Consider the following 12,987-nt stretch of genomic DNA (forward strand, 5'->3'; position numbering starts at 1 on the left):
CGCACGCCGGCGACAAGCGACGGGAACGAGCGTTCGCTCCGCCGTGATGCGACGAGCCGCTAGGGGCGATCTCCGCCGGCTTCCTCCGCGGCCCTGAGATTGGCGCGAGCCTGGTCGAACTCCGGCTGGAGCCGCACCGCCTGCCGGAAGTGCTCGAGCGCCTCCGCGCTGCGGCTCAGGTGGGCCAGGGCGACGCCGAGGTTGTTGTGGGCCTCGGCGAAATCGGGACGGACCCCGAGCGCCTCCCGGAATCGCTCGATCGCCTCGGACAGCCGGTTCGCCGCCGTCAAGGCCAGCCCGAGATTGTTGAGTGCCTCGGCGGAGTCCGGCTTCAAGCGCAGCGCCTCGCCGAACTGCTCGATGGCCGCGTCGACCCGGCCCGCGCCCACCAGGGCGTTGCCCAGGCCGAGGTGGGTCCCCGCGGAGCCGGGCCTGAGGCGCACGGCGCGCTCGAGCTGCGCGATCGCTTCGCTTCGCCGCCCGACCCTGTCCAGCGCGTAGCCCAGGTTCCCGCAAGCATCGGCGAGGTCCGGATTCAGCCGGAGCGCCTGCTCGTACTGCTCGATCGCCTCGGTGACTCGGCCCTGCCGGACGAGAGCGACTCCCAGGTTGTTGTGGGCCTCGGCGGAGCCCGGCCTCAGTCGAAGCGCCCGGTCGTACTGGTCGATCGCCTCCGGGATACGTCCCTGCTGCGCGAACGCGATCCCCAGGTCGTTGTGACCGCCGGCGAACCCCGGATGGATCCGAAGGGATTCCGTGTAACGGACGATGGCCTCGTCCGTCTTGCCCTGCTCGAAGAGCGCTCGTCCGAGGTACTCCTCAGCCAGCCAGTTGTCCGAAGTCACCGCCAGGGCGTGCCCGTACAGCGCTTCGCTGCCGGCCCAGTGACCGACCTGGGCGCGGGTGGCGGGGAGAAGCGCGACGAGCGACGCGGCGCAGGCTCCGGCGATCGCGTACCGGGTCCTTCGGTCCCTCCTCCCGAGCTCCGACAGTCCCCAGGCGATCGCGACGAAGATGCCGATCAGCGGAACGTAGGTGTACCGATCCGCCATCGCTTGCGAGCCGACCTGGATCAGACCGATCACTGGAACCAGCGTGCCCAGGTACCAGAGCCAGCCGAACGCGAGGAACGGAGCCCTCGACGCCAATCGGAGCGAGATCCCCGTGACCGCCGCGAGGACGAGCGCCGCCGCGGCCACGGGCCACGTGGCGGGGCTCGCGTGCGGGTGGGGATAGAAGACCGCCAGCGACGCCGGCCAGAGGGTCTTGCCGAGGTATGACACGTAGGCCAGCGCCGCGTTCGCGAGGCGCTCGCCGAAGGTGAAGTCCTGCAGGGTCTCGACGGATCCGCCGCTCCGCTGGGCGGCGAAGGTCACGACGCAGGAGGCCACCGACATCAAGACGAGGGGCGCCTTCTCCAGCAGGAGCCGTGGGAGCGCTTCCCGGGACTCGCCCGGAGGAGGCGCGAGCCGGCGGAGCGGCCAGAAGTCCAGGAGCAGGAGTGTGAAGGGGAGCGTCACCGGCATGGGCTTGGCCATCAGCGCGGCCGCGTAGAGCGCCACCACGAGGGCGTAGCGCACGGCCGTTCTCGACCCGAGGTACCCGAGCCAGGCCGCGAGGGTCAGCAGCCAGAAGAGGGTGCTGAGCACGTCCTTCCTCTCCGCGATCCAGGCGACCGACTCGACGTGGAGAGGGTGGACCGCGAAGAGGGCGGCGACGAAAGCGCAACGCCAGAGAGCACCGGTCACCCGGACGAGGAGGAGAAACAGCAACAACGCATTCGCGGCGTGGAGGATCAGGCTCGTCGAGTGGTGCTTCCCGGCGTCGAGCCCGTAGAGCTGTACGTCGAGCATGTGGGAGAGCCAGGTGAGAGGGTGCCAGTTGGCCTGGTCGGTGGTGGTGAAGGCCCACGCGACGGAGTCTCCGTTGAGCCCCGCCTGGACGTGCGGGTTCTCGGTGACGTAGACCTGATCGTCGTAGTTGACGAAGCCGTTCCGGAGGACGCCCGGGTACGCGGCGAGGATCAAGACGAGCAGCGCCGCGGAGATCACCGCGACGCGGGCCGGGCGGGTGCCGGTGGCCGGCGCGGCCGAGCTCTCCGGCGCGCGCCGGGACGCGGCGACGCGACGACCGGCTCCCGTCATCGTGCCCCCGAGCGGCCCGGTTTCCGGGCCACCGGGACCCGGAGCGGTGCTGGGCCGCGCTCCGGGGATATTCTAGGGTGTGCCGGGGCGAGGAAGCAGGTGCCTCGATGGACCCGGGGCGAGGGGATGCCGGCATGGTGGATTCCACGCAGCGCTTCTCCGGGCGGGTGGAGAATTACGTCAAGTACCGGCCGCCCTACCCCGAGGCCGTCCTCGAGGCGCTCACGGCCGATTGCGGCCTCACCGGTGCCTCTGAGATCGCGGACGTCGGCTCGGGAACGGGGATCCTGACCGAGTTGTTCTTGAAGCACGGGAACCCGGTCTCCGCCGTGGAGCCGAATCGCGAGATGCGGGAGGCCGCCGAGCACCTGCTCCGCGGATACCCGCGTTGCCGCAGCATCGAAGGAACGGCGGAAGCGACGACCCTTCCGGCGCGGAGCGTGGATTTCGTTGCGTCGGGCCAGGCGTTCCATTGGTTCGATCGAGCGAAGGCCGGGGAGGAGTTCGTGAGGATCCTCCGGCCCGGCGGGTGGGTGGTGCTGATCTGGAACGAGCGGCTGACGACGTCGACGCCCTTTCTCCTCAGGTACGAGGAGCTGCTGCTCCGCCACGCGACGGACTACGAGCAGGTCGATCATCGGAGAATCGACTCCGCCGCGCTCTCCGCGTTCTACGGGGCTGCCGGCTTCGAAACGCGGCTCTTCGACAACCGGCAGACCTTCGACCACGAAGGGTTGAAGGGGAGGCTCCTGTCGTCGTCCTACGTTCCCGTCGAAGGACACCCCCGCCACGAGGCGATGCTCGCCGAGCTCTCCGAGCTCTTCGAAGCTCACCAATCGGAGAGCCGGGTCGTCTTCGAGTACGTCACGAAGCTCTACTACGGTCGCCTCTGAGCGCGGAACCGCTCTGGGTCTCCGCGCCCTCAGGGAAGCCGCAGGACGGTGGTGCCGGCCTCGCTCACGGCGAACGCGCTCGTAAACTCCACCGCCGGGATCGACAGGACGTAGCTCCCCGGGGCGAGGTTCCGTAGCGTCAGGCTCGGCTGCGAGACGGCGAGCCGCCCCTCCAGGTTGGCCAGGGAAAGGACCGCCGGCTGGCCCGCCGCGTTCGTGATCGTGCCGGTCGCGGTGCCGGCCGCGAGCGTCCGGGGTCCCGCTTGCACGAGGACCGATCCGCCCGGAGTGAGGAAGATCGCCACGGTCGAGGACGGGACGTTGACCCCGTCGAGACGGGCCGGCGCGTACCCCGATGCTCCGGCGAGCAACGTGTAGGTTCCCGGCTGCAGGGACGGGATCGCGCCCTGCCCCTCCCCGTCCAGGGCGATCGCCGACGGACCGAACACGGTCGATCCTCGGGGATCGAGGACGCGCACCATCACGCCGCGCAGGGGCAGAGCGAAGAGGCCGTCCTGCACCCTGATGCCGATGCCGGACCCGCGGGCGAGCTCGATGACCAGGCCGCCGGTCCCCTGTTCGGAAGCGCTCACGTCGCGCTTGTCGAGCTGGTAGTCGGGCCTGCTGGTGATCAGCGTGTAAGCCCCTTCGTCGAGATTCGAGAAGGAGAATTGACCGTCGCTATCCGTCGTGGCCGGTCGCTGCCCGATGCCGCCCGTCGCGCCCGGATCCCGCGCCGCGATCGTCACGGTGGCGTCGGCCAGAGGCGCTTTACCCCCGGCATCCACCACTTGCCCGGCGATCTTCGCGCTGGGAAACGCGATGTCGAGGACCTCATCGGAGGTCAGGGTGACGCTCTGGCGCCGGGTGGAGCCGGAGGCCATCGAGAGCGCGCTGACCGTGTACGTCCCCTCCTGGAGCCCGTCGAGCCGGTACGCCCCGGCGTCGTCGGTGACCACGGAGGCCTGGCGTCCACCGCCTCCCGCGAGGACGGCGAACACGTTGGCGCCCGCCACGGGCTGGCTCGACCGGGTGATGCGGCCGGACAGCGTGAGTCCCTGGTCGAAGGCGAGCTGGACGGAAAGGACGGGCTGGTCCGTGGAAGCGGTGACCTGCCGGGTCGCGCTGCGGGTGGAGCCGGCGGGGTCGTCCGCCGTGCCCCGCAGGGTCACGAGTCCGGCCGGGACGTTGTCGATCTCGAAGTGCCCGTCGGCCGCCGGCCGTGTGGACTGGAAATAAGCCCCGGACGCGCTCGCGGTGACCGTCGTGGATCCGAGGAGGCCGTCCGGCAGCCCGGTCAACGTGCCCTCGATGGTGACGCCGGACTGGAGCTGCAATGCGAGGCTCTCCTGCGACCGGCCGGCCTCGAGCACGACGTCGAGCGGCGCGCTGGCCCGCGATCCGAGCGAGGCGGTGAGCGTGTACCGTCCCGCGCTCAGATGAGCGAAGCGGAACGACCCCGCGCCGTCGGTGATGCTCGAGGGGCCGCCCATGAGAGCGCCGAGACCGAACCCGGCACCGCCCGCCGGCGAGAGCGACACGTCGGCCCCCGGCGCCGGCTGTCCCGTATCCAGCGCCACGACCCCGGCCAGCACGCCTCCCTGGGACATGCGGATCTCGACGCTGGCCCCGTCCTCCTTCACGTCGACGGACTGGACGGCGTCGGCGTAGTCCGGATGGGTGGCGTGGAGCATCTGCTCGCCCGCGCCGATCCCGTCGAACTCGAACCGCCCCTCGGCGTCGGTGCCCACGCCGCCGTCGGCGACGTCCTGCATCACCGCCCCCATCGCCGGTCGCTGACCCGTCGGCGCGAGCGAGACCGCGGCGTTCGGAGTCGCGGCTCCGGTCTCCGCGTCCAGGACGCGCCCTTTCAGCGCCGCGCCCCTTGCGACCCGCACCTCGACGTGTTCGCGCGTCGACCCCTCTTCCACCACAACGCCCCCGACGTGGGCCGGCTGGCAGCCCGGTGCGGTGACCACGACGCTCCAGGTCCCGGCAGGGACGTCCTCGAGCGTGAACGCGCCATCGTCGCCGTGCGCTGCCACCGGCTGGCCCGGCCCGCCCACTCCGAGCGCGCCGCCGCGCGCCGCCGCCCGAAATCCGCCGCCGCGATCCGGCTCGTACGAGACCGTGAAGTCGGTGAGCGGCGTCCCGCTGGCCGCCTCGAGCGCGGTTCCGGTGATGCGACCGGCTCCCGCCACCGCGATTCGCACGTCGTAGGACGGCGCCGTGACGCCTCGCTTGCCCTCGGCAGGCCCGGCGGGTCCGAAGAGCCTCAAGTCGTAGGTCTGGCCGGCCTTGAGGCCTTCGATGGTGAATCCTCCGTCGGGCGCGGTGGGCGGATCGGTGGGCGAGCGAAAGGCGGCGCCGAAGGCGCGGCTGCCTCGAGCGTCCGCGGAAACCACGAACCCTTCGGCGCCTTCCCCGGACCGGCGCACGACGCGCCCCGAGATGGTCGCGCCCGGGTGGAGGGTCACGTCGACCGCCTTCGGAGAACCGCCGGCCGGCACCTTGACGGTGACCACCTCCGTCGCATAGGTCACGCGCTTCACGGTGACCTGGTACTCGCCGGGTGCCACGCCGCGGATCGTGAAACGACCCTCGGGTCCCGTGGTATCGCCCTTCCGCTCCGCGTTACCCGAGGCGGCGAGGCTCCCGATCGCCCGGACGCCGGCCCGCGCGCCCACGCCTGCGAACGACGGCGCCTGGTAGATCTCCACGTCGGCGCCGGGAACCGGCCGGTCATCGCCGTCCTTGACGGTGCCGGTGACCACCGCTCCCCGGGTGAGCACGACCGAGACGCCGGACTTCGCCGCGCCGGGAAGTAGCGTCAGTCCGCCGACCCTCGCGCGCTCGAAGTCGGGGTGGGAAACTTCGAGGATCTGGCTCTCCCCCGGGGCGAGTCGGTTCGCCTTGAACGTGCCGTCGGTCCGGCTGCGGAACGCGGGCGGTTCGGCCCGGAGCCACCTCCGGAGCGTCCGCGCGGGCGGAACGTTGCCGGTCGGGATGAGCGAGCCCCGGGCATCCGCGACGGGCTTCCCGTCCGAATCGATGACGCGGCCCGAGAGCGTCGCGCCGAGCACGAGGGGAACGTCGACCTTCTTCGTCTCGCCCACGGCCAGCGGGACGCTGCGCCGCGTCCAGACGACGTAGCGGGGCTCGTCGGCGCGCAGCGACCAGGACCGTGGGGGGAGCGCACGCAGCGCGTAGGCTCCGTCGGGCCCCGATCGGGCGACCCGCTTCCTTCCGGCCGAGCGCACCTCGATCCTCGTGCGCGGCACCGGTCGCCCCGACTTGGCGTCGACCGTGCGGCCGAGCAGGGTCGCCGGCGGTTCGAGGACGAGCGCGAGCGGCTTTCCGTCGACGAGGGGCAGCTTCACCCCTCCCTGCTCCACATAGCCGGTCTCGCCGTCGTCGGCGATCACCGTCACCGCCCCGGTCGGCGCGTCGGTCAAAGTGAACCTGCCGTCGCTCTCCGTTTCCACCCATCTCGTGGCGACCCGTGCTTCGACCCGCACGAGCGCACCCGCGGCGGGGGAGACACGGTCCGCCTTTCGCACGATCCCCGAAACCGAGACGCCGCGTCCCAGGACGATCGGCCTCGCCAAGGTGCCGGCCTTCACCTGCGTGACGCGCCCGGCCTGGAGCCCCACCCTTTCCACGGCGAGCGTGTTGCCCGATGCACTGGCGTCGTCGAAGCGGAAACCGCCGTCGACCGACGTGAGCGTGCGCCGTGGAGCGGCCTCGATCTCGGGATCACCGAGGCGATCGGGTTGCGCCAGGAGGACGACCTCGGCATTCCCGACCGGCGCTCCCGACGCGTCGGTCACCTTGCCTGCCAGTTTCTCGCCCTTGAGGACGACGTGCTCGCCCAGGTCCTCGATCTCCGAGGCGTCGAACACACCGGCGAGCGCGACGGCGACCGCGCCGCCCCCCTCGGCCCGAACGGTGAAGAGCTTCTCCTCGCCCGGCTGGGCGGTCACGGCCAGAGTGAACGACCCATCGAGTCCCGTCGTGACGGACGCCAAGGGCGGCGGCGGCGGTCCTCGTCGCGCGTCGCGGCGGGCCTCCTCGGTGGGGGTCTCGTACGGAATCGCGGACACGGACACCCCCGCCGCCGGGCGATCGATGAGGATCAGGCGTCCCCGGAGTTGCCCGGCGCGGGACGCGCCGACGGCCGCGAGGATCGATGCCGTCAACCCGATGGAACGCACGAACGAAGGTCTCATGGGCCGCCCTCTGTCCTCCCGCTCGCGGCTCATGGGTCGCGAGAAGGTGAGCGTCGTGGCACGGGACCGCCGGTACGAGTCAACGAGCAAGGTCCACCGAGCCCCGGCGATGCATGGTACCCGACGCGGTCGTCCCTACCCGTAAAGTCCCCGCAAAAGAATCGTAACGAGTGTGAAGCCCCCGGAACCCCCTCGGCCGGGGGACAGGAGTTTGCCTCGATCGGCAGCCTTCGGACGACCCGCTCCGTGGTAGGATCGGCCCTTTCAGAGGAGGGCTCGATCGTGCGGAATCGGCGTCGCAACCCCATCAGGCATCAGGTCCGGACGATCCGTAAGGCGCTCGCGTCGATCGAGCGTACGCTCGCTAGGCTCGTCGCGGTCACGAATGGCGACGGCCGGGGTGTCGCCTCCTCGACGGGGCAGGCTCGGCGGCGTCTGAAGCTGTCGCCGGCGCGCCGGGCGGCCCTCGAGATCCAGGGACGTTACATGGGTTCCCTTCGGCCTCTGAAACCGAGGCAGAAGGCGCGGGTCAAAGAGCTGAGGGCAAGAAAGGGACTCCCCGCGGCGATCGCACTGGCGAAACGGCTCGCAAGAAGATGATCGAGCGGACTACTCGCCGGCCCCGCGCGGCCGCATCAACATCGCGTCGATCTCGGCCTCGGCCTCGATCCAGTCACGGCTCGGATCGCCGCCTTGGAAGCCCCGGCGCTCGGCCTTGAGATAAGCGGACTCCGCGATCAGCCTCTGGCGCTCCTCGGGTGGGATGCCCTTCCGGGGCCTTCCGCCCTTGACGGCCGCCGCTTTTTTCGGGTTCCCAGCCTCCGCGGCGGCCGAAGTCGCCTTCGTTCTCGTCGCGCTGGTCTTCTTCGTCGGGACCTTCCGTTCCGATTCCATTGTTTCCGGTGCCTCCTCAGGGTTCCGTCTCGCGTGCATTATGCACAGATCGGTCCCCTTTGTCTGCCCCCAGGGCGCCGCGTGGACAGGGGGCTCGCGCGGGGCGTATCCTCGGATCGATCACGACTCCCAAGGAGGTCCCATGAGCACTCGAACCATCGCAACGTTGATCTCGGTCGTGCTCCTGGCCGGGATGGCCTTCGCGGCGGGCGGGACCGCTCCGGTCAAGCCGCCGAAAAGGACGCACGACATGACGGTCCAGGTCGTCTCCTTCGACATGAAGGCCAAGACGATCACGATCAAGGACGAACAGGGCCAGACGAAGACCGCGCCGGTCATCGGGATAGGGATCCGGCAGCTACGAAGAGTCCGTGCCGGAGAGATGTTCACCCTGACCTGCCAAGACAATGCCAAGGGCGAACATCTGGGCATCAGCGCGATCAAGGAAGCCAAGCCCGCTGCCGCCCCCGCGCCGAAGTAGGCACCCGCCGGCAGGTTCACGGGGCGGTGTTCCAGGTCGCGAAGAGGGGCCTACCCTCGCTCGAAGAGGTGTGTCATGCCCGATGATCGCGAGCGCATCGAGATCGATGTGCCGCCCGGATCCCTGGTCGTTCGCCACGCCCGCTGCCCCGGCGGCTGCGACCTGATGGACCCTGGGGCCCCCATCCACGGCCGCCCCTCGATCCACCTCCTCTACCGCGACGCGGACGGAGAGGGCGACATCCGAGTGGACCCGGCCTACGGGAGCTTCGAGAACGTCGCCGACCGGGATCTGCGGGACGGAATGGTGGTGGAGTTCTTCTGCCCGAAGTGCCGCGTGTCGTTGCGGGCGCCCGGCGAGCGTTGCGGCGTCTGTTCCGCTCCGATGTTCGCGCTGCACCTTCCTCACGGAGGGGTCGTCGAGGGTTGCCAGCGGAAGGCTTGCTTCCACCACAAGCTGCGGCTGGTCAGCGACGAGGAGGAGATGCAGCGGTTGTTCGACCGGCTGGTGACCGACAACTACCTCTAGCCGCGCCGCCCGCACCCGGTGGCCATCCCGGGTCGAGGGACGTAGCATCGATTCGTCAGGCGAGGCGGGTCGAGGGGTCGCGGGTCCGGACTCTCCCGGATTCCGGGACCCCGCCCCCGAAAACCGACGTCAGGGAGGTTCGGATCATGGGAAGCAGCAAGGGATGCGACTGCGGATGCTCCTGCCAGTGCGGAGAGGACTGCGGCTGCTGCTGCGGCTCCGGCGAGCACGGGTTCAGACGCCGGTACCAGACCAAAGCCGAGCAGGTTGCCGAGCTGGAGCGATACCTGAGAGAACTCAAGGGCGAGGTGCAGGCCGTCGAGGAAAGGCTGGCGGATCTAAAGCGAAAGAAATGACACGTAGCCGCACGTCCCCTACGGCGACCCGAATGCGTCGCTGGAGCGCCGTTGATCCAAGGGGCGAATCGGCGTAACGTTCCGGACGCTCGATTGGGCCTGGGGGCATCCAAGGACTCCATCCCGGAAGGAGTCGGTTCGGGGTGTTCTCCAGGCGATGCAGCTTGCGTCCTTCTCGCCGGAAGGGAGGCAGGGAAATGAAGTTCGTCGTATCGCCTCAGAACGACCCGAAGCGCAACAGGGTTTGCGGTCTCGTTCACACGATGTGCGCCCTTTGCTCGGAGGATCCGAGGTTTTGCGATGGCGGTGGTGGGATCGAGATCTGAGGATCCGTTCCGCCTTCGCTGAGACCGACCCGGCGGCCGCTCACCGGGGGGCGCGTCCGCCGGGTAGGTTGATCCGAATCGGCTCCTCCGCCGTGAGTTCGCCACGGAAAGACGACGCGTCCGCCGGCGGCCTTCCTCGCGCCATCGCCAACCTCCGCCGCGACCGCCTCGCCGCCACGATCGTGCTCGCCGCGCTGGTCGCCGTCACGTTCTGGCCCGTGCTGGGGAACGCGTTCACGAACTACGACGACCCGGTGTACGTGACGCGGAATCCTCACGTGCGTCCCGGTCTCGACGCATCGGAGCTTCGCTGGGCCTTGAGCGCGACTCGCGCCTCCAACTGGCACCCCCTGACCTGGATCTCGCACATGCTCGACTGCGAGCTGTACGGGCTGGCGCCGTGGGGCCACCATCTGTCCAGCCTCCTTCTCCACCTCGCGAGCACGCTCCTGCTCTTCTTCACGCTGGCACGCATGACGGGCTCGACCGGTCGAAGCGCGTTCGCCGCGGCGCTGTTCGGCATCCACCCGCTCCGCGTGGAGTCGGTGGCCTGGATCGCGGAGCGGAAGGACGTCCTGAGCGCGTTTCTCTGGATGCTCACCCTCTCGGCCTACGTGAGCTGGTCGAGAACTCCGACGACGGGCAGGCGCCTCGCCGTGATCGCCGTCTTCGCGGCGGGGCTGGCTTCGAAGCCGATGCTCGTGACGCTTCCGTTCACCCTCCTCCTCCTCGACTTCTGGCCCCTCGGGCGCTGGCAGCCGACGGCGGAAGGGAGGCGGCCCCGCCGGATTCCGTGGGGGCTCGTCCGGGAGAAGACGCCGCTGTTCGCCCTGGCCGCCGCATCCTCCGTCGTCACCTTCCTGGTCCAGCGCAGCGGCAACGCCGTCCGAACGATGGAGCAGTACCCTCTCGCCTCGAGGATTCCGAACGCTCTCGTTACCTACGTGGCCTACCTGTGGAAGATGGTGAGGCCGATCGGTCTCGCGGCGTTCTACCCCCACCCCCGCACCTTACCGCCGTTCTGGGAAGTCGCGGGCACCGCATTGACCTTGCTCCTGATCACGGCTCTGGCGGTCCGGGGACGCCGCGTGCGCCCGTACGCGCTCGTGGGGTGGCTCTGGTACGTGGGTACGCTCGTGCCGGTGATCGGCCTCGTGCAGGTCGGCGGCCAGGCGATGGCCGACCGGTACACGTACCTGCCGCTCGTCGGGATCTTCGTCGCGGTCGCCTGGGGAGCTCACGACGCGATCGATGCGCTCGCCCCCCGGATGCGGGGCTCCGTCGGGCTCGGCGCTCGCCTCGGCGGTTCTTGGGTCGCGATGCCGGCCGGCGCCGTGGTGCTCGCCCTCGCAGCCTGCGCGCATGTCCAGGCCGGGACCTGGAAGGACTCAGTCACCCTGTTCGAGCACGCCCTCGCGGTCACCCGGGACAACGACGTCGCGCACAACAATCTCGGCCTCGCCCTGGTCGAGCAGGGTCGCGCGCGGGAGGCCGTCGGCCACTACGAGGAGGCCCTTCGCGTCAGGCCCCAGGACGCCAGGGTCGAGAACAACCTCGCGGTCGCGCTGGACGCTCTGGGAAGGGGCGCCGAGGCGCGCGAGCACTACGCGCGGGCCCTGGCGATCGATCCTGGCTGCTCCGAGGCCCACTACAACCGGGGTCTCGCCCTGTCGAAGGAGGGCCGGCTGGGGGAGGCCGTCCGCGAGTACGAGTCGGCGCTTAGAGCCGATCCCGAGGACCCCGAGGTCCACAACAACCTCGGGAGCGCGCTGGCCCGGCAAGGAAAGGTGGACGAGGCCATCGAGCATTTCGCGGTTGCGCTCCGAGGCTGGCCCGACTACGCCCTGGCGCACGGCAATCTCGCCGGCGCCTTGTTCGTACGCGGAAGGCTCGCCGAGGCCTGGGCGGAGATCCGGAAAGCGCGCCGCTACGGGTTCGAGCCGCCTCCGGAATTGGTCCGGGCGCTGTCCCGCAAGCTACCCGATCCCGGAGGGGGGTAGGGCTCTCGGGGAGCGGTCCGCGCACTCGCCCGGACCCTTGCCGATCTGCTAACTTGCTGGGAGCGCGATCCTCGAGCGATGGCCTCGCCGCGACGCGCCGGGAGGGGACCGAACGATGCCGCGGGAACTGGCGGAACGGGGATGGATGGCCCTCGTCGACGAACTCGAGAACTTCCAGGATATCGCGAAGTTCCTGAAGCCGGCGCCCGGGTCCGTGCCCGCGCTCGACGGCGTCGACATCCACGGCGAGTCCATGCCCCTGAACGGCATCGTGGGCGGCGACCACATCCTGTACATCGACTACCGTACACGCTACGACCTCGATGCCCGGATCGCGCAGGCGCAGGCGGCGGGGCACGCGAAGATCGTCGAGCAGCTCCGGCTCAACAAGCAGCGCGCCGGCATCCTGGTGGCCGACGTGGCCGGGCATCGGATCACCGACGCGCTCCTGGTCGCCATGCTGCACCAGGCGTTCCTCCTGGGCTCGTACTACGAGCTGGACCGGTACGGCACCATCACGCCACGGATCCTGGAGAACATCAACGCGCGATTCCACGAGTCCACGACCGTCAGGAAGTACCTCACGGCGATGTACGGGGAGATCTCGGTCGAGGGGAAGTTCCGCTTCATCTCCGCCGGCCATCCGGCTCCGGTGGTCTTCTCACGCGAATTCGGGCGGATCATGAGGATCAGCGACGACCGGACGATCTCCTACCCCCCGATCGGCGTGCTGCGATCGGGAGACGACGTGGACGCGCGTCTTACCGGGGATCTCTTCCGCTACAAGAAGCGATACACGGTCAACGAGATCAACCTGCTGGGTGACGGGGACATCCTGATCCTGCTCACCGATGGTCTGACCGAGCACGCCAGGGGCCAGTACTTCCCGGCGGGGCTTGAGAGGTGCCTGAGCGAGGCGAGGGACCTTCCGTCGTGGGGCATCGCGGAGCGGATCCGTGACAGCCTGCTGGCGTTCGCGCCCCCGGAGGACGACATCAGCTTCGTGGTGATCAAGAAGAAGGTCTGAAGCTCCGATTCCCGCCTCGCCGCCCGGACCTTGCCCGCCGCTCGTCCGGGACCTATGTTCCACAAGCGTAAAGCACTTGCGGGTACGGGTGCGCGCTCGAGGATCGGAG

General features: G+C 69.8%; 9 protein-coding genes. 6 read left to right on the top strand and 3 right to left on the bottom strand.

The genetic code is table 11. The features are described 5' to 3' along the window. Window positions 1-59: 59 nt before the first annotated feature. On the bottom strand, window positions 60-2,144 hold the full coding sequence (locus LAO51_02550) for a tetratricopeptide repeat protein (protein ID MBZ5637617.1): 2,085 nt from the start codon (window positions 2,142-2,144) through the stop codon (window positions 60-62). A gap of 134 nt (window positions 2,145-2,278) precedes the next feature. On the opposite strand from LAO51_02550, the gene LAO51_02555 reads away from it, so the two are divergent. Continuing rightward, window positions 2,279-3,037 carry a class I SAM-dependent methyltransferase gene (locus tag LAO51_02555; protein MBZ5637618.1) on the top strand — a complete coding sequence of 253 codons (759 nt, stop codon included), beginning with the start codon at window positions 2,279-2,281 and terminating at the stop codon, window positions 3,035-3,037. 29 nt (window positions 3,038-3,066) lie between these two features. On the opposite strand, the gene LAO51_02560 is transcribed toward LAO51_02555, so the two are convergent. After that, window positions 3,067-7,266, bottom strand: a complete 4,200-nt coding sequence (locus LAO51_02560; protein MBZ5637619.1) for a carboxypeptidase regulatory-like domain-containing protein — start codon at window positions 7,264-7,266, stop codon at window positions 3,067-3,069. Between the two features lie 609 nt (window positions 7,267-7,875). After that, the gene (locus LAO51_02565) at window positions 7,876-8,160 is read right to left on the bottom strand and encodes a DUF2934 domain-containing protein (GenBank protein ID MBZ5637620.1); all 285 of its coding nucleotides are present in this window, start codon (window positions 8,158-8,160) and stop codon (window positions 7,876-7,878) included. A 142-nt stretch (window positions 8,161-8,302) separates the two neighbouring features. On the opposite strand from LAO51_02565, the gene LAO51_02570 reads away from it, so the two are divergent. The 5 genes from LAO51_02570 (at window position 8,303) to LAO51_02590 (ending at window position 12,878) form a co-directional block, all read left to right on the top strand. Beyond that, a complete protein-coding gene (locus LAO51_02570; protein MBZ5637621.1) occupies window positions 8,303-8,641 on the top strand; it encodes a hypothetical protein in 339 nt (112 codons plus the stop codon). A 75-nt stretch (window positions 8,642-8,716) separates the two neighbouring features. Continuing rightward, window positions 8,717-9,169 (top strand): hypothetical protein, encoded by a 453-nt coding sequence (locus LAO51_02575; protein ID MBZ5637622.1) that lies wholly within the window; start codon window positions 8,717-8,719, stop codon window positions 9,167-9,169. A gap of 146 nt (window positions 9,170-9,315) precedes the next feature. Next, window positions 9,316-9,525, top strand: a complete 210-nt coding sequence (locus LAO51_02580) for a DUF3450 domain-containing protein (protein MBZ5637623.1) — start codon at window positions 9,316-9,318, stop codon at window positions 9,523-9,525. Window positions 9,526-9,943: 418 nt separating this feature from the next. Then, window positions 9,944-11,851 carry a tetratricopeptide repeat protein gene (locus tag LAO51_02585; GenBank protein MBZ5637624.1) on the top strand — a complete coding sequence of 636 codons (1,908 nt, stop codon included), beginning with the start codon at window positions 9,944-9,946 and terminating at the stop codon, window positions 11,849-11,851. Between the two features lie 115 nt (window positions 11,852-11,966). Next, window positions 11,967-12,878: a serine/threonine-protein phosphatase gene (locus tag LAO51_02590; GenBank protein MBZ5637625.1), complete on the top strand. Its 912-nt coding sequence runs from the start codon at window positions 11,967-11,969 to the stop codon at window positions 12,876-12,878. The last annotated feature ends 109 nt before the right edge of the window (window positions 12,879-12,987 follow it).

Source organism: Terriglobia bacterium, from assembly GCA_020073205.1.
Lineage (GTDB): Bacteria > Acidobacteriota > Polarisedimenticolia > Polarisedimenticolales > JAIQFR01 > JAIQFR01.